The following is a 23,197-nucleotide window of genomic DNA, read 5'->3' on the forward strand; positions in this document are numbered from 1 at the left end:
AGACGGTGTCGCCGCAACCCGTGTTCAGGCCGCGCCGCGCTGGAGCGCCTCGCAGACCGCCATCGATTCCCGGGAACCCAGCTCGATCGCCCGGCCGCAGTGTGCGATCCAGGCGCCCATGCCCTCCGCGGTTCCGGACACGTACCCCTCGAAGGCCGCGACGTAGGCCTGCGCACCCTGTTCCGCGTGGCCGACCTCGGCCGGGCAGATGGCCTTCGGGTCGAGCCCGCTGTTGATCAGCACGATCCGTTCGGCCGCCCGTGCGACCAGACCGTTGTAGGTCCCGAAGGGACGCAGGGCCAGCAGTTCACCATGCACCACCGATGCCGTGATCAGCGCCGGCGAGGAGCCTCCCGCGATGATCAGCCGCGACAGCCCGTCCAACCGGCCCGCGACCTCCTCGGCACTCGGGAGCGGCAGGTCGATCAGTGGCTCGTCCACCGGTTCACCCGCCAGACGAGGCCGCCCCACCGTGTCGCCCTCGATCGCCGACGGCGCGGACGCGTCCGGAGCCGCCGTCGTCGAACCCGACGCGACCAGGTGCAGGCGCGCGAGGACACGCATCGGGGACTGCCGCCAGATGCTCAGGAGCTGCCCGGCCTCGGCCGTCAGGCGCAGGGCGGCACCCACCGCCCGCGCCTGCGACTCCGAGCCGAAGTCGGTTCGGCGACGCACCTCTTCCAGGGCCCAGTCGGCGCCCGACAACGCCGCGCTCCCGCGCGCGCCGCGCAGCGCCGCCTCCGAGGCGATCTCCCCGCTGCGACGACGCATCACCCGGTGCCCGTACACCCGGTCCACGGCCTTGCGTACGGAATCCACGGAATCGGAGACACCCGGCAGCCCGGCCAGTGGGGCCAGCGGGTCAGCAGCGCTACTCATAAGTAGGGAGCCTACGCACTGCACGCGCATAGCACCGACCCCTCCTTGGAGTGGTCTTCTTCACTCAGGTAGACCACGTAGCGCTATCAACCCACTACGCTTGGTGAACATGAAGATCGCTTTCGTGGGAAAGGGCGGCAGCGGTAAGACCACGCTGTCCTCCCTCTTCATCCGCCACCTTGCCGCCAATGAAGCCCCCGTCGTCGCGGTGGACGCCGACATCAACCAGCATCTCGGCGTGGCCCTCGGGCTCGGCGAGGACGAGGCCGCCGAGATGCCCGCCCTGGGCGCGCACCTGTCCCTCATCAAGGACTACCTGCGCGGATCGAACCCGCGCATCGCGTCCGCCGACGCTATGATCAAGACCACTCCGCCCGGGACCGGCTCGCGCCTGTTGCGGGTCACCGAGGACAACCCGGTGTACGAGGCGTGCGCGCGCACGCTGATGCTCGACGGCGAGCCCGTCCGCCTGATGGCCACCGGGCCGTTCACCGAGGCGGACCTGGGCGTGGCCTGCTACCACTCGAAGGTCGGGGCAGTCGAACTCTGCCTCAACCATCTGGTCGACGGTCCGGACGAGTACGTGGTCGTCGACATGACCGCCGGTTCGGACTCCTTCGCGTCGGGCATGTTCACCCGCTTCGACATGACCTTCCTGGTGGCCGAGCCGACCCGCAAGGGCGTCTCCGTCTACCGCCAGTACAAGGAGTACGCCCGGGACTTCGGGATCGCGCTCAAGGTGATCGGCAACAAGGTGCAGGGGCCGGAGGACATCGAGTTCCTCCAGGACGAGGTCGGCGACGACCTGCTGGTCACCGTCGGGCATTCGGACTGGGTGCGGTCGATGGAGAAGGGGCACCCCGCCCGGTTCGAGCTGCTGGAGGCGACCAACCGGCTCGCGCTGCAGGCGCTCCAGGACGCCGCCGAGGACTCGTACGCCGACCGCGACTGGGCCCGGTACACGCAGCAGATGGTCCACTTCCACCTGCGGAACGCCGAGAGCTGGGGGAACGCGAAGACCGGGGTCGACCTGGCGGAACAGGTCGACCCCGATTTCGTCCTCCGCGAGAACCCGAGCGCGGAGGTGGTCAGCCCTCGTCCGACCCTGACTCGGCCGACTCCGCAGCCGGCTTGATCCCGGCCGGGGCACCGGGGGCGGCCGGCGCTGCCGGCGGCCCCGCGGTGAGGAACTTGCTCCAGCCGTCCTTCGGCGCCTCACCGACGTCGAGGCCGCGCATCCACGCCAGCGTCTTCGGGTCCTGGGCGTCCAGCCAGTCGGCCAGCTCACGGAACGGCACGCAGCGGACCTCCTTCTGGGTGCACATGGACTTGATGGAGTCCTCGACGGCCTTCATGTAGGTGCCGCCGTTCCAGGACTCGAAGTGGTTGCCGATGATCAGCGGTGCCCGGTTGCCCTGGTAGACCCGGTCGAAGGCCTTCTGAAGGCCGTCGCGCATCTGCTCGCCCCAGTAGGCGTGTTGCGAGGGGTCTCCCTGGGTGGTCGTCCCGGACTGGTTGACCATGTAGTTGTAGTCCATGCTCAGGGTGTCGAAGGCGCGCCCCGGCATGGGCACCAGTTGCAGCGGAAGGTCCCAGAGCCCGTCGGTCTTCTTGGGCCAGATCTGCTTGCTGATGCCGCTGGAGTCGTAGCGGAAGCCCATGTCCTTGGCCGCCAGCATGAAGTTCTTCTGGCCTTCGAGGCAGGGGGTGCGGGCGCCGATCAACTCCTTCTCGTAGTCGAACGGGAGCGGCTCCAGACCCTTGAGCGCCGGGGTGTTCGTCTTCCAGTTCTTGACGAACGACTTGGCCTGGTTGATCTCGCTCTTCCACTCCTCGACGGACCAGGTGCCGACGCCGCCCTCGGGGCCGCAGAAGTGGCCGTTGAAGTGGGTGCCGATCTCGTTGCCCTCCTGCCAGGCCGCGCGGACCTGGGTGGCGGTGTCCTTGATGCCCTGGAGGTCGCCGAAACCGATGTCGGAACGCCCGGGGGAGTGCTGCGGAGCGGTGTAGAGCGAGGCCTTCTCCTCCGGCAGCATGTACACGCCGCTGAGGAAGTAGGTCATCCGGGCGTTGTACTCCTTGCCGACCTCACGGAAGTGCGAGAAGAGCTTCTGGCTGTCCTCGCCGGCGCCGTCCCACGAGAAGACGACGAACTGCGGGGGCTTCTCACCGGGCTTCATCCGCTGCGGCTTCACGACGTTCGGCTGGAGGCCGGTGTACGCGGTAGAGCCGTCCCCGATGAGCCGCTTCACACTGCCCGGGGCCGCTTCCGGTGCGGCGGCGCCCTTCCTGGCGTTCTGGCCACCGGGCGCGGGCTTGGCGGGCTCCGAGGAGCACCCGGCAGCGCCCAGGACCAGGGCCGTGGCGACCAGGCCGCCGGCGATCTTCTTCGTGGCGGCGATCATCCGCACACCTCTCCCTCGCAGTTCCATCGCAGGACTTCCGCGCCGCAACGTCCCATGCGGTCAGGTTTAAGGAAGGTGTGACAAGCCGGACAAAATGGTTAATCACTCCTGGGAGCTAATTCCTAGGCCATTTACTCCCATTTCCCACCACCTCTCTTTACTCTCCATTACCGTTCATTTACCGAGTGTTGAGACTCCCGCCGCTTCATCCCTCCCCAGAGGAGACGGGAACCCATGACAGCCACCACTGAAGGCGCCGCCGAAGACTCCACGGGCACCGCCCTCTCACCCCCAGCGCCCACCCCACCTCCCGTACCTCCCGTTTCCGTCAAGAGCTTCCCGGCGGACCTCTCCGCCTCCATCGCCGTCTTCCTGATCGCCCTGCCGCTCTCCCTGGGCATCGCCCTGGCCACGGGCGCCCCACTACAGGCGGGGCTGGTGGCCGCGGCCGTCGGCGGGATCGTGGCCGGACGGCTCGGGGGCGCGCCGCTCCAGGTCAGCGGCCCCGCCGCCGGCCTCACGGTGGTCACCGCCGAACTGATCCAGCGCTACGGGTGGCGCACCACCTGCGCCATCACCGTGCTCGCCGGCTGCTGCCAACTCGGGCTCGCCTTCCTGCGTACGGCCCGGTCCGCGCTGATGGTGAGCCCGGCGATCGTGCACGGCATGCTCGCCGGCATCGGCGTGACCATCGCGCTGGCGCAACTGCACATCGTCCTCGGCGGCACCCCGCAGAGCTCCGCCGTGGCCAACGTCCAGGGCCTGCCCGGTCAGTTGGCCGACCTTCATCCGGTCGCGCTGGGCATCAGCGCGCTCACCCTGGCCGTCCTGCTCGGTTGGCCGCGGCTACCGGGGCGGATCGGCCGGAACCTGCGCAGAGTTCCCGCCGCGCTGGCGGCCGTCGCCACGGCCACCGCGTTCGCCGCCCTGGCGGGTCTCAGCCTGCCCCGGGTGGACCTGCCGTCCTGGCGCAGCCACGCACTGCCCGAGCTGCCCGAGGGCCCGGTCCTCGGCCTCCTCGCCGCGGTGCTGACCATCACGCTGGTCGGCAGCGTGGAGTCGCTGCTGTCCGCGGTCGCGACCGACAAACTGATCGCCTCCGAGCGGGGCACGGACAACCGTCCGCCGCGCGTCGACCTCAACCGTGAACTGCGCGGACAGGGCGCGGCGAACATCGTCTCCGGGGCGCTGGGCGGGCTGCCCGTCACGGGCGTGGCGGTCCGTAGCGTCGCCAACGTCAAAGCCGGTGCCACCAGCCGCAATTCCTCGATGATGCACGGCCTCTGGGTACTGATCGCGGCCGCGCTGCTCGTCCCGGTCCTCGATCTGATCCCGCTCGCCGCGCTGGCCGCCCTGGTGATGGCGGTGGGCGTGCAGATGGTGAGCATCACGCATCTGCGCACCGTCACCCGACACCGTGAAGTCCTGGTCTACGCGACGACGATCGTGGCCGTGGTGCTCGGAGGGGTGCTGGAGGGGGTCGCCGTTGGTGTGGCGGTGGCCGTCGGCCTGGCCCTGCACCGTCTCGCGCGGACCCGGATCACGGTGGAGGTGATCGACGGGGTCCACCGCGTATGGGCACGCGGTCAGTTGACCTTCCTCGCGGTGCCCCGGTTGAGTCGGGTGCTGAACCAGATCCCGCACGACCGGCACGCGGTGATCGAGTTGGACGGCTCGTTCATGGACCACGCGGCGTACGAGACCCTGCACGACTGGCAGGACTCCCATCGGGCGCACGGCGGTTCGGTGGAGGTCACCGGCCGCTCCCACAACCGGACCCCCGAGACCGACCGCGGCATGGCGGACCGGGGCAAGGGCCCCGGATCGGGCCAGCGCGGAACCCACCAGTGCTGTCGCCCCTGGACCCCCTGGCAGAACCACTGCGACCACCGGGCCGACATCGACTCGGGCGACTCCACGGGCGCGAAGGAGCGTACGAGCCCCGGCGCCCCCACGGTCGGTTCCGCGGTCGAGCCCCGGCGGCGCGGAGCGGGCCGGCTGGCCAACGGCATCAGCGCGTTCCAGCGCGACACCGCCCCCCACGTCCGTGATGAACTGGCCCGACTGGCGCGCGAGGGGCAGCGGCCCTCGCAGCTCTTCCTCACCTGCGCGGACTCCCGCCTGGTCACCAGCATGATCACGGCCAGCGGCCCCGGGGACCTGTTCACCGTGCGCAACGTGGGCAACCTGGTGCCGTTGCCGGGCGCCGAGTCCACGGACGATTCGGTCGCCGCGGCGATCGAGTACGCCGTGGACGTGCTCCAGGTGGACAGCATCACGGTGTGCGGCCACTCGGGCTGCGGGGCCATGCAGGCCCTGCTGAACTCCCACCCCGGCACCCCCATGACCCCGCTGCGCCGCTGGTTGCGGCACGGTCTGCCCAGCCTGGAGCGGATGGCCAGCCGTCATCACGCGTGGGCCCGGATCGCGGGCCGGCTCCCGGCCGATGCCGTGGAACAGCTGTGCCTGACCAATGTGGTGCAGCAGTTGGATCACTTGCGGGCGCACGAATCGGTCGCCCGCCGGCTCGCCGAGGGCACGCTGGAACTGCACGGCATGTACTTCCACGTGGGCGAGGCCCAGGCGTATCTGCTCTCGGAGGGCGAGGACTTCTTCGACTGCCGGGTCTTCGACAGCGTCGGTCAGCGCGCCTGAACCTCCCGCGCACCCCGGCCCGGATCACGTACCCGGCTGAACCGATACCCTCCGATATCCGTGCCACGGAGTGGCCCCTTCCCGCACCCTGCGGCGAGAAGGGGCCACTTGCACGTGGGTCCGGCCGTGATATAGGTCTAAACCAATTCCCGGCTACCCCTTGTCACCCGGGCCGCCGACTGATGAGCTATGCCCGGGGACACAACGGACACCCTGGGAAAGGGAGATGTCGTGAGCAACGAAAGCCTGGCCAATCTGCTCAAAGAGGAGCGGCGGTTCGCACCGCCCGCCGATCTGGCCGCCGCCGCCAATGTGACCGAGGCTGCGTATGCACAGGCCGATGCGGACCGGCTGGGCTTCTGGGCCGAGCAGGCCCGGCGGCTGACCTGGGACACCGAGCCGACCGAGACGCTCGACTGGAGCAACCCGCCCTTCGCCAAGTGGTTCGCGGACGGCAAGCTGAACGTCGCGTACAACTGTGTGGACCGACACGTCGAGGCCGGCAACGGCGACCGCGTCGCCCTCCACTTCGAGGGTGAGCCCGGCGACAGCCGGTCGATCACCTACGCGCAGCTCAAGGACGAGGTCTCCAAGGCCGCCAACGCCCTGACCGAGCTGGGTGTCGTCGCAGGTGACCGCGTCGCCGTCTACCTCCCGATGATCCCCGAGGCCGTCGTCGCGATGCTCGCGTGCGCCCGTGTCGGCGCGGCGCACTCGGTGGTCTTCGGCGGTTTCTCCGCCGACGCCGTCGCCTCCCGCATCCAGGACGCCGACGCCAAGCTGGTCATCACCGCCGACGGCGGCTACCGCCGCGGCAAGCCCAGCGCGCTCAAGCCCGCCATCGACGAGGCCGTCGGCAAGTGTCCGCAGGTCAAGCATGTTCTGGTGGTGCAGCGCACCGGCCAGGACACCGCCTTCACCGAGGGCCGCGACGTCTGGTGGCACGAGATCGTCGGGCGTCAGTCCGCCGAGCACACCCCGCAGGCCTTCGACGCCGAGCACCCGCTGTTCATCCTCTACACCTCGGGGACCACGGGTAAGCCGAAGGGCATCCTGCACACCTCGGGCGGCTACCTGACGCAGGCCGCGTACACCCACCACGCGGTGTTCGACCTGAAGCCGGAGAGCGACGTCTACTGGTGCACCGCCGACATCGGCTGGGTCACCGGGCACTCGTACATCGTCTACGGGCCGCTCGCCAACGGTGCCACCCAGGTCATGTACGAGGGCACCCCGGACACCCCGCACCAGGGCCGCTTCTGGGAGGTCGTGCAGAAGTACGGCGTCACCATCCTCTACACGGCGCCCACGGCGATCCGCACGTTCATGAAGTGGGGCGACGACATCCCCGCGAAGTTCGACCTTTCGAGCCTGCGGGTGCTGGGCTCGGTCGGCGAGCCGATCAACCCCGAGGCCTGGATCTGGTACCGCAAGCACATCGGCGGCGACCGCTGCCCGATCGTGGACACCTGGTGGCAGACCGAGACCGGCGCGATGATGATCTCGCCGCTGCCGGGCGTCACCTCCACCAAGCCCGGTTCGGCCCAGCGCGCGCTGCCCGGCATCTCCGCCACCGTCGTGGACGACGAGGCGAACGAGGTCCCGAACGGCGGGGGCGGCTACCTCGTGCTCACCGAGCCGTGGCCGTCGATGCTGCGCACCATCTGGGGTGACGACCAGCGCTTCATCGACACGTACTGGTCGCGCTTCGCGGGCAAGTACTTCGCGGGCGACGGAGCCAAGAAGGACGACGACGGCGACATCTGGCTGCTCGGCCGGGTGGACGACGTGATGCTGGTGTCCGGCCACAACATCTCGACGACCGAGGTCGAGTCCGCGCTTGTCTCGCACCCGTCCGTCGCCGAGGCGGCGGTGGTCGGCGCGAACGACGAGACCACCGGCCAGGCCATCGTGGCCTTCGTCATCCTGCGCGGGAGCGCCTCGGAGACGGACACCCTGGTCGCCGAGCTGCGCAACCACGTGGGCGCCACGCTCGGTCCGATCGCCAAGCCGAAGCGGATCCTGCCGGTGCAGGAACTGCCGAAGACCCGCTCGGGCAAGATCATGCGTCGGCTGCTGCGCGACGTGGCGGAGAACCGGGCGGTCGGTGACGTCACCACGCTCGCGGACTCCTCGGTCATGGACCTGATCCAGAGCAAGTTGCCCGCCGCGGGCAGCGAGGACTGAATCGGCCGCACGACACGGCGGTGAGGGGCATTCGGCGCACCGCGCCGGATGCCCCTTTCGCACTTAAAGTGATGATCACCCGATGATCGCCGGTTATGACCTTGCGTACCGCCTGTAAAGTACGAGAAACGTAAATAAGTACTCCACAGGGTGCGCCGGGAAGTCTGGTCGGCAATGTGCTTCGCCATGCCGTCCAACCCACCCCGGAGGTGTCCTTCACGTGGCCGCGCCCCGCCCCACCGACGACAAGAGCCGCAAGCTGCTCGGCCGACTCTCGCTGCCCGAGCGCCGCTACGTCGCCGATGCCCTGCGCACCGAGACCGTGGGTGGCGTACTGCTCCTGCTGGCCGCTGTCACCGCACTCGTGTGGGCGAACGTCCCCGGCATCTCGAACAGCTACGACAGCGTCCGGTCCTTCCACATCGGCCCCGCCGCCCTGGGCCTGGACCTCTCGATCCAGCACTGGGCGGCCGACGGCCTGTTGGCCATCTTCTTCTTCGTCGCCGGCATCGAGCTCAAACGCGAACTCGTCGCGGGCGACCTGCGCGACGCCAAGGCCGCCGCCCTCCCGGTGATCGCCGCCCTCTGCGGCATGGCGGTGCCCGCGCTGGTCTACGTACTGGTCAATGTCCTCGGCAACGGCTCGATCAGTGGTTGGGCCGTCCCGACCGCCACCGACATCGCCTTCGCCCTCGCCGTCCTCGCGGTCATCGGCACCTCGCTGCCGTCCGCCCTGCGCGCGTTCCTGCTGACCCTCGCGGTCGTCGACGACCTGTTCGCCATCCTGATCATCGCGGTGTTCTTCACCAGCGACATCGACTTCCTGGCGCTCGGCGGCGCCCTCGTGGGCCTGGTCCTCTTCTGGTTCCTGCTCCGCAAGCGCGTCCGCGGCTGGTACGTGTACGTCCCGCTGGCCCTGGTCATCTGGGGTCTGATGTACAACAGCGGGGTCCACTCCACCATCGCCGGCGTCGCCATGGGCCTGATGCTCCGCTGCCACCGCGAGGAAGGCGAGGAACAGTCCCCCGGCGAGCGCATCGAGCACCTCGTCCGTCCCCTCTCCGCGGCGCTGGCCGTACCCCTCTTCGCCCTGTTCTCCGCCGGCGTGTCCCTCTCCGACAAGGCCATCGCGCAGGTCTTCACCCGACCCGAGACCCTCGGTGTGGTCCTCGGCCTGGTCGTCGGCAAGACGGTGGGCATCTTCGGCGGCACCTGGCTGGCCGCGCGCTTCACCAAGGCTGAGCTCAACGAGGACCTCGCCTGGCCGGACGTGCTCGCCGTGGCCTCGCTCGCCGGCATCGGTTTCACCGTCTCCCTGCTGATCGGCGAACTCGCCTTCGCCGACGACGCCACCCTCATGGACGAGGTCAAGGCCGCCGTCCTCATCGGCTCGCTGATCGCCGCGATCATCGCGAGCGTGATGCTGAAGATGCGCGACCGCAGGTACCGGGCGCTCGCCGAGGCGGAGGATCGCGACGAGGACCTCGACGGAATCCCCGACATCTACGAGCAGGACGACCCCGGGTACCACCTGCGCATGGCGCGGATCCACGAGGAGAAGGCCGCGGAACACCGACGCAGGGCCGAGGCGGCGACGGCCCCGGGCACGGCGTCCGCCACGACCGGCCCAATGGAAGCGGACACCGGGGGCCGCACCGACGGCGACCGTCCGGCATGATCTGAGTGACGGAGGACAGCCGTCGCCGACGGACGACTTAGGGAGAGATCGATGAGCGCAGTGGACCAAGGGCCGCAAGGAGCCGAGCGCACGCTGGGTCAGCTGGTCGCGTCGGCCACCGCCGAGATGTCCGCCCTGGTGCACGACGAGATCGCCCTCGCGAAGGCGGAGCTGCGCCAGGACGTCAAGCGCGCGGGTGTCGGCAGCGCCGCCATCTCGATCGCGGGAGTGTTCGCGCTCTTCTCGCTGCCGGTGCTGAGCTTCGCCGCCGCGTACGGGATCCACAACCTCGGGCTCGGGCTCGCGTGGTCCTTCCTCATCGTCGGCGTCGCGTTCCTGCTGCTCGCGGGCCTGCTCGCGCTGCTGGCCGTGTCGAAGTTCAAGAAGGTCAAGCCGCCGGAGAAGTCGATCGCCTCCGTCAAGCAGACCGCGGCGGTCGTCGCGACCGTCAAGCCCCACCCGCGCGCGGTGAGTGACAACGCTGTGGGTGTGGCACGCTCGTCCTCATGACCGCCCCCTCGCCCGACTTCGGCACCCCGCCCACTGCCGCCTCCGCGGCACGGATCGACATCCCGGGCGGGAGGGCGGTGACGCACCGGGACGTCGCGGCCAATGGTGCGAGGTTCCACGTGGCCGAGCTCGGTGACGGGCCCCTGGTGCTGCTCCTGCACGGCTTTCCGCAGTTCTGGTGGACGTGGCGGCACCAACTGACCGCGCTCGCCGATGCCGGATACCGCGCCGTCGCGATGGACCTGCGCGGGGTGGGCGGCAGCGACCGCACTCCGCGCGGTTACGACCCGGCGAACCTGGCGCTCGACGTCACCGGGGTCATCCGGTCCCTGGGTGAGCCGGATGCCGCGCTCGTCGGGCACGACCTGGGCGGCTACCTCGCCTGGACGGCGGCCGTGATGCGGCCCAAGCTGGTGCGCCGACTGGTGGTCTCGTCGATGCCGCATCCGAGGCGCTGGCGCTCCGCGATGCTCGCCGACTTCGGGCAGACCCGCGCGAGCTCCCACATCTGGGGCTTCCAGAGGCCGTTCATCCCCGAGCGGCAGCTCGTCGCGGACGACGGGGCGCTCGTGGGGCAGCTGATCCGGGACTGGTCGGGGCCCGTGCCGCCGGCGGAGGAGGAACTGGCCGTGTACCGGCGGGCGATGTGCATCCCGTCCACCGCGCACTGCTCGATCGAGCCGTACCGCTGGATGATGCGTTCCATGGCTCGGCCTGACGGGCTCCAGTTCAACCGGCGCATGAGGCGGCCGGTGCGGGTGCCGACGCTGCACCTGCACGGCTCGCTCGACCCGGTGATGCGTACGCGCAGCGCGGCGGGTTCCGGGGAGTACGTCGAAGCTCCTTACCGGTGGCGGCTGTTCGACGGGCTCGGGCACTTCCCCCACGAGGAGGATCCGGCGGCGTTCACGACCGAGCTGGTGAACTGGCTGAAGGACCCCGAGCCGGACCGCTGAGCGGGCACCTGACCGCCCGACACCCCGGCCGTACGCTTGTATGACGAACTTTCAATTGCCGCGCGCATAGGCCAATTGGCCGCTCCGGACGGGATTACCGACCTTGGGGCCCGGGCACAGCTCGATGTATGAGTTGGACGCACGACTACGGTGACACCGCACACGAACACCGCTCGGCCGATGAGCCGGGCACCCATGAGAGGGCGAGCCGAGACGGCCACGACCCTCGACTCGGTATTCCGCGCATCCTGCGTCGCCGCGCCCGCTGGGTGTCGGCACGCCTACGGCATCCTCGGATGTAGCAGCCCCGAAGTGCGGGGATGACGTACGGGGCCCGTCCATCCGGGCCCCGGCGCACGAGTGCCCGTACCCCCGGAATCGGACGTACGGGCACCCTTGCCGTCGGCTGAACTCAGAGGGCGCAGCCCTGACTGTCGACCGGCCGCACGGAGGTCCTGCCGATCCTGACGTCGTCGCGGACCTCGTCCGCGGTCAGGGCGTAACCGGTGTTCGGGTCGTCCAGCGACTTCGCGAAGACGACCCCGTACACCCTGCCGTCGGGCGTCAGGAGCGGGCCGCCGGAGTTGCCCTGGCGGACGGTCGCGTACAGCGAGTAGACATCGCGTCGCACGGTGCCCCGGTGGTAGATGTCCGGGCCGTTGGCGTTGATGCGGCCGCGGACGCGCGCCGGCCGGACGTCGTACGCGCCGTTCTCCGGGAAGCCGGCGACGATCGCGTCGCTGCCGCTCGTCGCGTCCTTCTCGATGAACTCCAACGCCGGCGCCTTCAGTTTGGGCACGTCGATCACGGCGATGTCGCGCGCCCAGTCGTAGAGCACGACCTTGCCGTCGTAGAGCTTGCCCTCGCCGCCGATCTGCACGGTGGGTTCGCGGACGCCGCCGACGACGTGCGCGTTGGTCATCACCTTGCCCGGCGCGAAGACGAAGCCGGTGCCTTCCAGCACCTTGCTGCAACTGGGCGCGGTCCCGACGACCTTCACTATCGAGCGCTTGGCCCGCGCGGGGACGGCGCTGTTGGACAGCGCCGGATCGGGCGGCTTCACCTCGGTGATGGGCTCGTTGGAGAACGGGCTGAACACCTGCGGGAAGCCGTTGCGGGCCAGCGTGGACCTGAAGTCCGAGAACAGGGTGTTCGCCTGCGCGGGCAGCACCTCCGACACCCCGATGAGCACCTTGGAGTTCTGCACCTCCTTGCCCACCGTGGTGGGCAACGCGGCCTGGACGATCACGGATCCGATCAACCAGGCCACCAGCAGCATCGCGACGACGTTGACCAGCGCGCCGCCCGTCGCGTCGAGCGCGCGGGCCGGCGACCACGTGATGTGGCGTCTCAGCTTGTTGCCCAGATGGGTGGTGAAGGCCTGCCCGATCGAGGCGAAGACGATGATGACGACGACGGCGACGACCACGACGGTGGTGGACACCTGGCTGCCGTTGTCGGTCACCCGGTCCCAGACCAGCGGCAACAGGGACACGGCGATGAGACCACCGCCGAGAAAGCCGATCACCGACAGGATGCCGACGACGAAGCCTTGGCGATAGCCGACGATCGCGAACCACACGGCGGCGACCAACAACAGGATGTCCAGCACGTTCACGTGGGTCACCGTCTCACGCGCGCCAGTCGAGCGGGACCTGGCGTGACCGGTCCCACGGACGCTCCCACCCCGCGAAATGCAGGATCCGGTCGATCACTCCGGCGGTAAAACCCCAGACCAGGGCCGATTCGACGGTGAAAGCGGGGCCTTTGAAGCCGCGGGCGTGGACCACGGTCACCCGGTGCTCGGGGTCCGTGAGATCCGCCACGGGAACCGTGAACACCCGAGCCGTCTCCGCCGGGTCGACCACCCGGATCGGGCTGGGATCGCGCCACCAGCCCAGCACCGGGGACACCACGAACTGGCTGACGGGGATGTACAGGCGCGGCAGCACGCCGAAGAGCTGGACCCCCGCGGGATCCAGCCCGGTCTCCTCCTCGGCCTCGCGCAGGGCCGCGCGCAGTGGTCCGGTGGTGTGCGGATCGCCGTCCTCCGGGTCGAGGGCGCCGCCCGGGAAGGACGGCTGTCCCGCGTGCGAGCGGAGGCTGCTCGCGCGTTCCTGCAGCAGCAGTTCCGGGCCGCGCGGCCCCTCGCCGAAGAGGATCAGGACGGCCGACTGGCGGCCCCGCCCGTCCTCGGGGGGCAGGAAGCGGCTCAACTGCTCGGGGCGGACCGTGCGCACGGCCTCGACCACCGGGTCCAGCCACCCGGGCAGGCCCCGGGTGCTGACGGTGACGTCGCCGCGCGGGTCGGCGTACGGCTCCACGGGCCCGGCCGGGGGCGCGCCCGTCACGCTCTCGTCCTTCGTACCCCGCGTCATAGGCGACCCTGCTCCCTGCCGTTGCCGGCGCCGGCGATACTCGACACAACGCGCCCCGAGGCCGGATTGGTTCCACCGCGGGCCGCCGTGCGGGGCCCGGGCCCTACTGCCGCACTGCCGTGCCCTCAGGGCGCGGCGACGCCCAGGGGAGGCGCCGGGAGACCCGGGTAGTCCGGCGGCGGGCTCAGCCGCTGCCCCGGATGGCCGCCCTTCTCGTACTTCAGCAGTTTCTTCGCCTTCTCGGGGTCCGTTTCGCCCTCCCCGTACGCCGGGCAGAGGGGCGCGATGGGGCAGGCCCCGCAGGCGGGTTTGCGGGAGTGGCAGATCCGGCGCCCGTGGAAGACGACGCGGTGGGACAGCATCGTCCACTCGCTCTTGGGGAAGATCGCGCAGATCTCCGCCTCGACCTTCTCCGGGTCTTCCTGTTCGGTCCACTTCCAGCGGCGGACGAGCCGGCCGAAGTGAGTGTCGACGGTGATCCCGGGGACGCCGAAGACGTTGCCGAGGACCACGTTGGCCGTCTTGCGGCCCACGCCGGGCAGCGTGACGAGGTCCTCGATCCGGGACGGGACCTCGCCGCCGAAGTTGTCGCGCAGGGCCTGCGAGAGGCCGAGGAGCGAGCGTGACTTCGCCCGGAAGAACCCGGTCGGCCGGATCAGCTCCTCCAGGTCCTCGGGGGCCGCCGCGGCCATGTCCTCGGGGGTCGGGTAGGCGGCGAAGAGGGCCGGGGTCGTCTGGTTCACCCGCAGGTCGGTGGTCTGTGCGGACAGGACGGTGGCGACCAGCAGCTCGAAGGGGTCGCGGAAGTCGAGCTCCGGGTGGGCGTACGGATAGACCTCGGCCAGTTCCCGGTTGATGCGCCGCGCCCGGCGGACCATCGCGAGGTGCGATTCCGGTCGCGGAGCCTTCGGCGGTTTCTTCGGGGCTTCCGGTTTCTTGGCCGAAGCTTTGCCCTGGGGGCGCGGCGGGACCTTCGGGGACACCTTCATGGGGGCATGTTCGCCCACGGCTGAATTCTGGGTCTCGGTCACTGCCGCGGACCCCTTGGCCTGTGCTCTCACCGGCTTATTGGACACCCGGCCAGCCTAAGGCCGGCCGCCGACACCCGTCCGGACCTCAGGTAACACCACCCTGATTGGTCCCTCGCCGCACAGCACACCCGTACGTCCGGCATCCTTGTGAGGAACGTGATTGATCGCACTGTTTGAGCCGTCCGGCAAAATGGGGGGAAGACGGTCCCCTGAGCCGGTCGACATAGGAGAGAGACTCGTGGACGACGTACTGCGGCGTGCCCCGCTCTTCGCGGCGCTCGATGACGAGCAGGCCGCGGAGCTCCGCGCCTCCATGGGCGAGGTGACCCTCGCGCGCGGAGACGCCCTGTTCCACGAGGGCGACCCCGGTGACCGGCTCTATGTCGTCACCGAGGGCAAGGTGAAGCTGCACCGCACCTCCCCCGACGGCCGCGAGAACATGCTGGCCGTCCTCGGCCCCGGTGAGCTGATCGGCGAACTGTCGCTGTTCGACCCGGGCCCGCGCACCGCCACCGCGACCGCCCTGACCGAGGTCAAGCTGCTGGGTCTGGGGCACGGTGACCTCCAGCCGTGGCTGAACGCCCGACCCGAGGTGGCCACGGCACTGCTGCGCGCCGTCGCCCGGCGCCTGCGCAAGACCAACGACCAGATGTCCGACCTGGTCTTCTCCGACGTGCCGGGGCGTGTCGCCCGGGCGCTCCTCGACCTGTCGCGCCGCTTCGGCGTGCAGTCCGAGGAGGGCATCCACGTCGTGCACGACCTCACGCAGGAGGAGCTGGCCCAGCTCGTCGGCGCGTCGCGCGAGACCGTGAACAAGGCGCTGGCCGACTTCGCGGGCCGAGGGTGGCTGCGCCTGGAGGCACGCGCGGTGATCCTGCTCGACGTGGAGCGACTGGCCAAGCGCTCGCGCTGACGCCCACGGTTTCCTCGGTGGAGGGGTCCTGCCCGGTCGGGCGGGGCCCCTCCTCGCCGTTGCGGCGCCGTACAGAGGGGCTTGGACTGCCGGCCGGGGTGAGGGCAGAGTGGATCACATGGAGCACGGAGGCGGGGAACACAAGGGGCTCGACCCGTACGGCTGTTTCGTACGCGAGGGCTCGCTCAGCCGCGTCCGGGCGGAGTTCGCGCCGGTCGTCGCGGCCGCGCGCGAGCGGATCCCCGAGGCGTACGGCCGGCGGCTGCACAGCGTCTACCTGTACGGGTCCGTGCCGCGCGGGACGGCCCGGCCCGGGAAGTCCGACCTCGACCTGCTGCTCGCCCTGCACCGGGAGCCCGGCGCCGAGGACCGGGACACCGCGGAAGTGCTCGGCCGGGGTCTCGACGAGGACTTCCCGCAGATCGACGGAGTCGGTGTCCTGCTGTACGGCAAGGACACCCTGCTGAGCGAGCCGGAACGGTACGACCTCGGCTGGTTCCTCGCCTGCCTGTGCACCCCGCTGCTCGGCGCCGACCTGGCCGAGCACCTGCCCCGCTACCGGCCCGACGGGGTCCTCGCCCGGGAGACCAACGGCGGGCTGGCGGGCCTGCTCCCCGGCTGGCGGTCCAGGATCCGGGAGGCCTCGACCCCGGAGGAGTACCGGAGGCTGAGCCGGTCCTTCGCCCGCCATCTGGTGCGGACCGGCCTCATGCTGGTCATGCCCCGCTGGGGTGGCTGGACCAGCGACCTCGTGGAGTCCGCGGAGATCTTCGGCCGCTACTACCCGGGGCGCCGCGCGGCGCAGATGCGGGCCGCGGCGGCGGTGGCGCTGGAACCGGTCGGGGACCCGGGGGTCCTGTCGACCTACGTCGACGACCTGGGGCCGTGGCTCGCGGACGAGTACACCGCCCGGCACGGGACGAGGACGCCGCGCCCGACTGGCTGATCGGCGGACGCCGGTGGGCCGATCGGCGTACGCCGGTGGGCGCCGGTGGACTGCGCGTCAGGCCGGCTGATCGGTCAGCGCCTCGACCGCCTGCTTGGCCTCCAGCAGACCGGAGCCGGTGACGCGCCGGTGGACGCGGATCGCCTCGACCTGGCGCCCGGCGCGCACCAGGGCCCGTACCTCGTCCAGCCCGGCCGGCTCCGGCTCCTCGATCCCGAAGTGGTCCAGGACCAGGCCCAGACGGCGTTCCAGGCCGTCGGCCCGGCGTTCGAGTGCCTTCATCCGCAGCGTGACCGTCGAGGTGATCCACGCGGCCGCGGCGATCAGCGCGAGCAGCAGGAACAGCGTGTTCATTCGGGTCCCCCAGAGATCAGTCCGTGATCTTGAAGGTACTCCAGCTGCGCTCGAACGGACCATTCCGCGGCGGGCCACAGGGACGGGTCCACGTCCGCGTAGACCCGGGCCACGACCGCCTCGGGAGTGCGGAAACCGTTCTCCACGGCCGTCTCGACCTGCGCGAGGCGATGCGCCCGGTGCGCCAGGTAGAACTCCACCGCGCCCTGCGCGTCGTCCAGTACCGGACCGTGGCCGGGGAGCACGGTGTGGACCCCGTCGTCGACGGCGAGCGAGCGCAGCCGGCGCAGCGAGTCCAGGTAGTCGCCGAGCCGCCCGTCGGGGTGCGCGACGACGGTCGTGCCCCGGCCCAGGATGGTGTCGCCGGTCAGGACGGCACGGTCGGCGGGCAGGTGGAAGCAGAGCGAGTCCGAGGTGTGGCCCGGGGTCGGGACCACGCGCAGCTCCAGACCGCCGAGTCGGATCACGTCCCCGGCGGCGAGCCCCTCGTCGCCCAGCCGCAGCGCGGGGTCGAGCGCCCGCACCTTCGTGCCGGTCAGCTCCGCGAACCGGCCCGCGCCCTCGGCGTGGTCGGGGTGGCCGTGGGTGAGCAGGGTCAGCGCGACCCGCTTGCCGGCCTTCTCGGCGACGTCGACGACCGCCTTCAGGTGCGCCTCGTCCAGCGGGCCCGGGTCGATGACGACGGCGAGGTCGGAGTCCGGTTCGGAGACGAGCCAGGTGTTGGTGCCGTCCAGGGTCATGGCGGACGGGTTGGGGGCCAGGATGTTGACCGCCCGGGCGGTGGCGGGACCGGAGACCACCATTCCGCGGGGCTGGCCGGGCAGTGCGGCGGCGTCGGTCATGCGGTGGCTCCTCCGGGGTTTCCGGGCCGGACGCGCTTGGTGAACTCGTCGTGGCCGGGCCAGCTGAGCACCAGCTCGCCGTTCTCCAGGGTGGCCTGCGCGAGCACCGGGGTGAGGTCCTGACCCGCGGCGGCCGCGAGGGCGTGCGCTGGGCTGTCGTAGGGCTCCAGGGAGCGCAGGGTGGAGATCGTCGGCGGCATCATGAGCAGCTCGCCCTTGTCGTAGCCGGCGGCGGCGTCGGCGGGCCGGATCCAGACGGTCCGGTCGGCCTCGGTCGAGGCGTTGCGGGTGCGCTGGCCCTCGGGGAGCGCGGCGACGAAGAACCAGGTGTCGTAGCGACGGGGCTCGAACTCCGGGGTGATCCACCGGGCCCACGCGCCGAGCAGGTCGGACCGCAGGAGGAGGCCCCGGCGGCCGAGGAACTCGGCGAAGGACAGCTCGCGGGCCACCAGGGCCAGCCGGTCGGCCTCCCAGTCGTCGGCCGTGGTGTCGCCGACGACGCTGTCCGGGGTCTCGCCCGCCAGCAGGACTCCGGCCTCCTCGAACGTCTCGCGTACCGCGCCGCAGACGATCGCCTGGGCGGTACGGGGGTCCGTGCCCAGCCGCGCCGACCAGTCCGCGAGGCTCGGCCCGGCCCAGCCGACGAGGTGCTCCTCGTCGCGGGGGTCCACCCCGCCACCGGGGTAGGCGTACGCCCCGCCCGCGAAGGCCATCGAGGTGCGGCGGCGGAGCATGTGCACGGCGGGGCCGCCGTCGGTGTCCCGCAGCAGCATCACCGTGGCCGCGCGCTTGGGCGCCACGGGCGTGAGGGCGCCGTCCGCGAGCGCGCGGATGCGGTCGGGCCACTCGGGCGGGTACCACTGGCCTCCGGCGGGGGTGGGGCCGGTGGGGGTGTTCTGCTGTCCGTGCTCACCGTTCGGCATGGCGGGATGCTACGGGGATCCGGCCCGATGTTCGAGAGCCGCCGCCCGTGCCCGGGGCCTCGGGGTCGGCGTGCGGGTGGCGGGGCTCCGTCGCGGAGCCCCGCCACGCGAAGGGATCAGGCGTCGGGGGTGAGCTCGACCTGGATCTCGACCTCGACCGGCGCGTCCAGCGGCAGGACCGCCACACCGACGGCGCTGCGGGCGTGCACGCCCTTGTCGCCGAGGACGGCGCCGAGCAGCTCGCTCGCACCGTTCAGCACGCCCGGCTGGGCGGTGAAGTCGGGCGCCGAGGCGATGAAACCGACGACCTTGACGACGCGCGCGATCTTGTCGAGGTCACCGACCACCGACTTGACGGCGGCCAGGGCGTTCAGCGCGCACGTGGCGGCCAGTTCCTTGGCCTGCTCCGCCGAGACCTCGGCACCGACCTTGCCGGTGACCGGCAGGCTGCCCTTGACCATCGGGAGCTGGCCCGCGGTGTACACGTACACGCCCGATCGGACCGCCGGCTGGTAGGTGGCCAGCGGCGGCACGACCTCGGGCAGGATCAGGCCGAGCTCGGCCAGCCTCGCGTCGACGATCCCGCTCATGCCGACTTCTCCCGCTTCAGGTAGGCCACGAGCTGCTCGGGGTTGTTCGGCCCGGGCACGACCTGGACGAGCTCCCAGCCGTCCTCGCCCCAGGTGTCCAGGATCTGCTTGGTGGCGTGGACCAGCAGCGGGACGGTCGCGTATTCGAACTTCTTGGTCATGGGAGCGAGCGTAGTGCCTGTCGCGCGGGGCTCACGCGCGCCCCGGAACGCGCGTGGTCCCACCCCCCTCGTCCGTCCGTCGCGACTACCGGCCGGCCGCCCGAAGTGCGGGCGCCGACGACCCGCCCGCCACACCCGCCACACCCGCCCCATCGTGGGCGTCCGGGGCGTCCCCCTGTAGGGCGACGGCCTTGGCCAAGGCTTGGGCGAGGTCGTCGGCGGCCGTGCACGCGGCCGCCAGCTGGAGCAGGAGGGCGAGCGTCTGGCGGCCGAGGGCCTCCTCGACCAGCGGCGGCTGGTGGGCCCACTCGGCACGGAAGACCGCGCGGAGCCGCTCCACCTCGGCTTCGATCCCCCGCCTGCGACCGGCTCGTTTGAGGGCCGCGGTGATCTGGGTCCGGGTCAGCCGGGCGGCCCTGGCCGGGGTCGGGGCCGCCTTGAGGAGTTCGCGCGCCTCGGGACGGAAGATCCCGTTCGGGCCGTGCGCGGCGGCGGCCAGGGCGGCGGGGTAGTACTCGCGCAGCAGGGACCGGAGCTGATGGGAGATCTGCTGGCGGTGCCAGGTCGCGTCCTGCTGTGCGCGGGCGAGGACGGTGACGGCGCGGGCCGGTTCGGAGTCCGTCGACAGCGGTTGGAGGGTGTGCATGTCGGTGCGCAGGATGTGCGCCAGCACCAGGGCGTCGCCGTGGTCGGACTTCTCGTGGGCGACCGTGTGTCGGGTGCGGTGACGGGCGGCTGCCGTCGGATCGATGACGAAGACCTGCCGCGCGCCGGTCCGCAGCACGGCGACGAGCAGGCCCCGGGAGGTCTCGATGGCGACCGGGATCGGGGCGTCCCTGGTGTCTCCGTACTCGGCGAGCAGGTGTAGCAGGCGCTGGTAACCGGCCGCGTCGTCGGTGATGCGGCGTGCGGCCAGGAGCCGGCCGTCGGCATCGACGAGGGCGATGTCGTGGGTCTTGTCCGCCCAGTCGATTCCGCAGTAGATCAAGGTGTTCCCTCCCCGGGATCGCAGGTGTTCGCGCTGGTCACGAGCAGGTGCGGGCCGCGCGGCACGCTCGCTCCGGACGTCGGTGCACGGAACCCGGAGGGCTCGGGCGCATCGAGGGACCAGCGTGCGGGCGGGCTCGCGCCACCACTCCAACGAGTGATCAAGGTGTGTGGTGGTGACGTCCAGGAGGACGCCCGTCACGACCGCTCCGTTGCGATGCCCGAGGCCCGGCCGTAACGGACCTCACGGCGCGAACGCACCGACGAGGCCACCCGGCACCCCCGCACGCGGGCCGGAGGAATTAGGCTCGGACGCTGTGAGCAGGCTCCAGGTGGTCAGCGGCAAGGGCGGCACCGGCAAGACCACGGTCGCCGCGGCACTCGCGCTCGCCCTCGCACGCGAGGGCAGGCGGACTCTTCTCGTGGAGGTCGAGGGCAGGCAAGGCATCGCGCAGCTCTTCGGCGCGGAGGCGCTCCCGTACGAGGAGCGGAAGATCGCGGTCGCACCCGGCAGGGGCGGTGGCGAGGTGTACGCGCTCGCCATCGACGCCGAACGCGCGCTGCTGGACTACCTCCAGATGTTCTACAAGCTCGGTTCGGCCGGCCGCGCCCTGAAGAAGCTGGGCGCGATCGACTTCGCGACGACCATCGCGCCGGGCCTGCGCGACGTCCTGCTGACGGGCAAGGCTTGCGAGGCGGTCCGGCGCAAGGACAAGACCGGACGGTTCGTCTACGACCACGTGATCATGGACGCCCCGCCGACCGGACGCATCACCCGCTTCCTGAACGTCAACGACGAGGTGGCGGGGCTGGCCCGGTTCGGGCCGATCCACAACCAGGCGCAGGCCGTCATGAAGGTGCTCAAGTCACCGGACACGGCGGTCCACCTGGTCACCCTCCTGGAGGAGATGCCCGTCCAGGAGACCGCGGACGGCATCGCGGAACTGGTCGCGGCGGGCCTTCCGGTCGGCAGGGTCGTCGTGAACATGGTCCGACCGCACCACCTGGACGAGGACACCCTGCGCGCGGCGGCCGGCGAGCACCGGGCCGACGTGGCGAAGGCCTTGTCCCGGGCCGGCCTGGGCGGCGCGCGGCGCGGCGGACTGGCCGAGCGGCTGGTGGAGCCTCTGCTCATGCAGGCCGCCGAGCACGCGAGCCGGGTGCAGCTGGAGCGCGAGCAGCGCACCGTGCTGGAGGGGCTGCCCGTGCCGACGTACGAACTCCCCCTGCTCGGCGGGGGGATGGACCTGGCCGGGCTCTACGAGCTGGCGACGGAGCTGCGGAAGCAGGCGGGCGACGAATGAGCGAGGCCATGGGCGCGAGCACGGGCATGAACACTCCGCCGCCACTGGCGGTCGACGCACTGCTGGACGATCCGAAGACCCGCATCATCGTGTGCTGCGGCGCGGGCGGGGTCGGCAAGACCACCACGGCCGCGGCGCTGGGCGTGCGGGCGGCGGAGCGCGGCCGGAAGGTCGTCGTGCTCACCATCGACCCGGCGCGCAGGCTGGCCCAGTCGATGGGCATCGACTCGCTGGACAACACCCCGCGCCGCGTCAAGGGCGTGGGCACCGGCGACGACGGCGGGGACGGGGACGGCGGCGATGGCGGCGAACTGCACGCCATGATGCTGGACATGAAGCGGACCTTCGACGAGATCGTCGAGGCGCACGCGGACGGCGAGCGGGCCCAGGCCATCCTGGCGAACCCCTTCTACCAGTCCCTGTCGGCCGGTTTCGCCGGCACGCAGGAGTACATGGCGATGGAGAAGTTGGGCCAGCTGCGGGCCAAGGACGACTGGGACCTGATCGTCGTCGACACCCCGCCGAGCCGGTCCGCGCTGGACTTCCTGGACGCGCCGAAGCGCCTGGGGTCCTTCCTCGACGGGAGGTTCATCCGGGTCCTGATGGCTCCGGCGAAGGTCGGCGGCCGGGCCGGGATGAAGTTCTTGAATGTCGGCATGTCGATGATGACGGGCACGCTGAGCAAACTGATGGGTGCCTCGCTCCTCAAGGACGTGCAGACCTTCGTGGCCGCGATGGACACGATGTTCGGCGGCTTCCGCACCCGCGCGGACGCCACCTTCCGGCTGCTCCAGGCCCCCGGTACGGCCTTCCTCGTGGTCGCCGCGCCCGAACCCGACGCCCTGCGCGAGGCCGCGTACTTCGTGGAGCGGTTGGCGGCGGACCGCATGCCGCTGGCCGGCCTGGTGCTGAACCGGGTGCACGTGAGCGGAGCCGACCGGCTGTCCGCGGAGCGGGCGTTGGCCGCCGCAGAGAATCTTGAAGACGGCGGCATTGTCGATCAGGAGTCCGGGAAAGCTGGACTTCGTGACGCGGCCGCGGAGGCCGCCGCCCCCGCCCCGGGGGCTCTCGAAACCGGCTCCCCCAGCGCCGGCACGACCGAGCACGGCACGGACCGACCCACGACGCACCAGGACGGCACGGACCGGCACGATCCGAACCGGCACGGCATAGACCGGGACGCCGCCGTCACACCCGACGCCGATGGCGAAGGCGAAGGCAACGCCGATGACGACGCCGACGTGGACGCGATCACGGCAGGACTGCTGCGCCTGCACGCCGAGCGGATGCAGGTGATCGCGCGCGAACGACGCACGCACGATCGTTTCACCTCGCTGCACCCCGAGGTGGCGGTGGCCGAAGTGGCCGCCCTGCCCGGCGATGTACACGACCTCGCCGGGCTGCGGGCCATCGGAGAGCGGCTCGCGGCCGGGGTTCCGGCCGGAGCGTAGGCGTTTCGTACGCGACTCCCCGGGGGAAGTCCGTGCGCGGGACCGAC

At 71.0% G+C, this 23,197-nt stretch carries 20 protein-coding genes and 1 pseudogene; 10 read left to right on the forward strand and 11 right to left on the reverse strand.

The features are described from left to right. Window positions 1–24: 24 nt before the first annotated feature. Window positions 25–879: an oxidoreductase gene (locus OHA84_RS17250; protein ID WP_266970932.1), complete on the reverse strand. Its 855-nt coding sequence runs from the start codon at window positions 877–879 to the stop codon at window positions 25–27. Window positions 880–988: 109 nt separating this feature from the next. Here OHA84_RS17250 and OHA84_RS17255 point away from each other — a divergent pair, with 109 nt between their 5' ends. Then, a complete protein-coding gene (locus tag OHA84_RS17255; protein ID WP_266970930.1) occupies window positions 989–2,014 on the forward strand; it encodes an ATP-binding protein in 1,026 nt (341 codons plus the stop codon). Here the strand turns inward: OHA84_RS17255 and OHA84_RS17260 are convergent. Then, window positions 1,968–3,284, reverse strand: coding sequence for a hypothetical protein (locus tag OHA84_RS17260; RefSeq protein ID WP_266970928.1), 1,317 nt, complete (start codon window positions 3,282–3,284; stop codon window positions 1,968–1,970). The two genes, OHA84_RS17255 and OHA84_RS17260, sit on opposite strands and share 47 nt — an antisense overlap. Before the next feature lie 234 nt (window positions 3,285–3,518). Between OHA84_RS17260 and OHA84_RS17265 the strand changes: the two genes are divergently transcribed. The 5 genes from OHA84_RS17265 to OHA84_RS17285 all read left to right on the forward strand — a co-directional run bounded on the left by OHA84_RS17265 (window position 3,519) and on the right by OHA84_RS17285 (window position 11,270). Next, window positions 3,519–5,939: a SulP family inorganic anion transporter gene (locus tag OHA84_RS17265; RefSeq protein WP_266970926.1), complete on the forward strand. Its 2,421-nt coding sequence runs from the start codon at window positions 3,519–3,521 to the stop codon at window positions 5,937–5,939. Between the two features lie 189 nt (window positions 5,940–6,128). Beyond that, window positions 6,129–8,126, forward strand: a complete 1,998-nt coding sequence (acs, locus tag OHA84_RS17270) for an acetate--CoA ligase (protein WP_266970924.1) — start codon at window positions 6,129–6,131, stop codon at window positions 8,124–8,126. 220 nt (window positions 8,127–8,346) lie between these two features. Then, window positions 8,347–9,804, forward strand: coding sequence for a Na+/H+ antiporter NhaA (nhaA, locus tag OHA84_RS17275; protein WP_078998658.1), 1,458 nt, complete (start codon window positions 8,347–8,349; stop codon window positions 9,802–9,804). Between the two features lie 51 nt (window positions 9,805–9,855). Then, on the forward strand, window positions 9,856–10,314 hold the full coding sequence (locus OHA84_RS17280) for a phage holin family protein (protein ID WP_053676901.1): 459 nt from the start codon (window positions 9,856–9,858) through the stop codon (window positions 10,312–10,314). Then, window positions 10,311–11,270: an alpha/beta fold hydrolase gene (locus tag OHA84_RS17285; protein ID WP_266948250.1), complete on the forward strand. Its 960-nt coding sequence runs from the start codon at window positions 10,311–10,313 to the stop codon at window positions 11,268–11,270. Before OHA84_RS17280 ends, OHA84_RS17285 begins: the two co-directional genes overlap by 4 nt. Window positions 11,271–11,682: 412 nt before the next feature. Here OHA84_RS17285 and OHA84_RS17290 read toward each other — a convergent pair whose 3' ends face one another. The 3 genes from OHA84_RS17290 to nth form a co-directional block, all read right to left on the reverse strand. Further along, a complete protein-coding gene (locus OHA84_RS17290) occupies window positions 11,683–12,888 on the reverse strand; it encodes a MarP family serine protease (protein WP_053676973.1) in 1,206 nt (401 codons plus the stop codon). Between the two features lie 13 nt (window positions 12,889–12,901). After that, window positions 12,902–13,648, reverse strand: a complete 747-nt coding sequence (locus OHA84_RS17295; RefSeq protein WP_078998660.1) for a CoA pyrophosphatase — start codon at window positions 13,646–13,648, stop codon at window positions 12,902–12,904. 125 nt (window positions 13,649–13,773) lie between these two features. Next, a complete protein-coding gene (nth, locus tag OHA84_RS17300) occupies window positions 13,774–14,637 on the reverse strand; it encodes an endonuclease III (RefSeq protein WP_053676903.1) in 864 nt (287 codons plus the stop codon). Window positions 14,638–14,917: 280 nt separating this feature from the next. Between nth and OHA84_RS17305 the strand changes: the two genes are divergently transcribed. Continuing rightward, window positions 14,918–15,592 carry a Crp/Fnr family transcriptional regulator gene (locus tag OHA84_RS17305; protein ID WP_003981529.1) on the forward strand — a complete coding sequence of 225 codons (675 nt, stop codon included), beginning with the start codon at window positions 14,918–14,920 and terminating at the stop codon, window positions 15,590–15,592. Window positions 15,593–15,710: 118 nt separating this feature from the next. Then, the gene (locus tag OHA84_RS17310; protein WP_266970919.1) at window positions 15,711–16,538 is read left to right on the forward strand and encodes a nucleotidyltransferase domain-containing protein; all 828 of its coding nucleotides are present in this window, start codon (window positions 15,711–15,713) and stop codon (window positions 16,536–16,538) included. A gap of 57 nt (window positions 16,539–16,595) precedes the next feature. Here the strand turns inward: OHA84_RS17310 and OHA84_RS17315 are convergent, their stop codons facing one another. The 6 genes and pseudogenes from OHA84_RS17315 to OHA84_RS17340 all read right to left on the reverse strand — a co-directional run. After that, entirely contained in the window at window positions 16,596–16,892 is a 297-nt protein-coding gene (locus tag OHA84_RS17315) for a hypothetical protein (RefSeq protein ID WP_266948255.1), read from the reverse strand. Further along, a complete protein-coding gene (locus tag OHA84_RS17320) occupies window positions 16,889–17,734 on the reverse strand; it encodes an MBL fold metallo-hydrolase (protein ID WP_053676906.1) in 846 nt (281 codons plus the stop codon). The genes OHA84_RS17315 and OHA84_RS17320 overlap by 4 nt, the downstream gene beginning before the upstream one ends. Next, window positions 17,731–18,657: an NUDIX domain-containing protein gene (locus OHA84_RS17325; RefSeq protein ID WP_053676907.1), complete on the reverse strand. Its 927-nt coding sequence runs from the start codon at window positions 18,655–18,657 to the stop codon at window positions 17,731–17,733. The genes OHA84_RS17320 and OHA84_RS17325 overlap by 4 nt, the downstream gene beginning before the upstream one ends. Before the next feature lie 116 nt (window positions 18,658–18,773). Beyond that, window positions 18,774–19,247 carry a RidA family protein gene (locus OHA84_RS17330; RefSeq protein WP_053676908.1) on the reverse strand — a complete coding sequence of 158 codons (474 nt, stop codon included), beginning with the start codon at window positions 19,245–19,247 and terminating at the stop codon, window positions 18,774–18,776. Further along, on the reverse strand, window positions 19,244–19,408 hold the full coding sequence (locus OHA84_RS17335) for a DUF4177 domain-containing protein (protein WP_107089134.1): 165 nt from the start codon (window positions 19,406–19,408) through the stop codon (window positions 19,244–19,246). Before OHA84_RS17335 ends, OHA84_RS17330 begins: the two co-directional genes overlap by 4 nt. A gap of 166 nt (window positions 19,409–19,574) precedes the next feature. After that, window positions 19,575–20,396: pseudogene (locus OHA84_RS17340) on the reverse strand (IS110 family transposase); the annotation flags it as partial. A gap of 316 nt (window positions 20,397–20,712) precedes the next feature. Between OHA84_RS17340 and OHA84_RS17345 the strand changes: the two are divergent. Both OHA84_RS17345 and OHA84_RS17350 read left to right on the forward strand, forming a co-directional pair. After that, a complete protein-coding gene (locus OHA84_RS17345; RefSeq protein ID WP_266970916.1) occupies window positions 20,713–21,699 on the forward strand; it encodes an ArsA-related P-loop ATPase in 987 nt (328 codons plus the stop codon). A gap of 8 nt (window positions 21,700–21,707) precedes the next feature. Continuing rightward, window positions 21,708–23,150 (forward strand): ArsA family ATPase, encoded by a 1,443-nt coding sequence (locus tag OHA84_RS17350; protein WP_266970914.1) that lies wholly within the window; start codon window positions 21,708–21,710, stop codon window positions 23,148–23,150. Window positions 23,151–23,197 lie beyond the last annotated feature (47 nt).

The sequence above is a fragment of the Streptomyces sp. NBC_00513 genome (assembly GCF_041431415.1).
Lineage (GTDB): Bacteria > Actinomycetota > Actinomycetes > Streptomycetales > Streptomycetaceae > Streptomyces.

Coding starts and splice junctions, on each gene's coding strand:
- OHA84_RS17250 (WP_266970932.1), bottom strand. CDS start 879: ATGAGTAGCGCTGCTGACCCGCTGGCCCCACTGGCCGGGCTGCCGGGT.
- OHA84_RS17255 (WP_266970930.1), top strand. CDS start 989: ATGAAGATCGCTTTCGTGGGAAAGGGCGGCAGCGGTAAGACCACGCTG.
- OHA84_RS17260 (WP_266970928.1), bottom strand. CDS start 3,284: ATGATCGCCGCCACGAAGAAGATCGCCGGCGGCCTGGTCGCCACGGCC.
- OHA84_RS17265 (WP_266970926.1), top strand. CDS start 3,519: ATGACAGCCACCACTGAAGGCGCCGCCGAAGACTCCACGGGCACCGCC.
- acs (WP_266970924.1), top strand. CDS start 6,129: ATGCCCGGGGACACAACGGACACCCTGGGAAAGGGAGATGTCGTGAGC.
- OHA84_RS17280 (WP_053676901.1), top strand. CDS start 9,856: ATGAGCGCAGTGGACCAAGGGCCGCAAGGAGCCGAGCGCACGCTGGGT.
- OHA84_RS17285 (WP_266948250.1), top strand. CDS start 10,311: ATGACCGCCCCCTCGCCCGACTTCGGCACCCCGCCCACTGCCGCCTCC.
- OHA84_RS17295 (WP_078998660.1), bottom strand. CDS start 13,648: ATGACGCGGGGTACGAAGGACGAGAGCGTGACGGGCGCGCCCCCGGCC.
- nth (WP_053676903.1), bottom strand. CDS start 14,637: ATGAAGGTGTCCCCGAAGGTCCCGCCGCGCCCCCAGGGCAAAGCTTCG.
- OHA84_RS17310 (WP_266970919.1), top strand. CDS start 15,711: ATGGAGCACGGAGGCGGGGAACACAAGGGGCTCGACCCGTACGGCTGT.
- OHA84_RS17315 (WP_266948255.1), bottom strand. CDS start 16,892: ATGAACACGCTGTTCCTGCTGCTCGCGCTGATCGCCGCGGCCGCGTGG.
- OHA84_RS17320 (WP_053676906.1), bottom strand. CDS start 17,734: ATGACCGACGCCGCCGCACTGCCCGGCCAGCCCCGCGGAATGGTGGTC.
- OHA84_RS17325 (WP_053676907.1), bottom strand. CDS start 18,657: ATGCCGAACGGTGAGCACGGACAGCAGAACACCCCCACCGGCCCCACC.
- OHA84_RS17330 (WP_053676908.1), bottom strand. CDS start 19,247: ATGAGCGGGATCGTCGACGCGAGGCTGGCCGAGCTCGGCCTGATCCTG.
- OHA84_RS17335 (WP_107089134.1), bottom strand. CDS start 19,408: ATGACCAAGAAGTTCGAATACGCGACCGTCCCGCTGCTGGTCCACGCC.
- OHA84_RS17350 (WP_266970914.1), top strand. CDS start 21,708: ATGGGCGCGAGCACGGGCATGAACACTCCGCCGCCACTGGCGGTCGAC.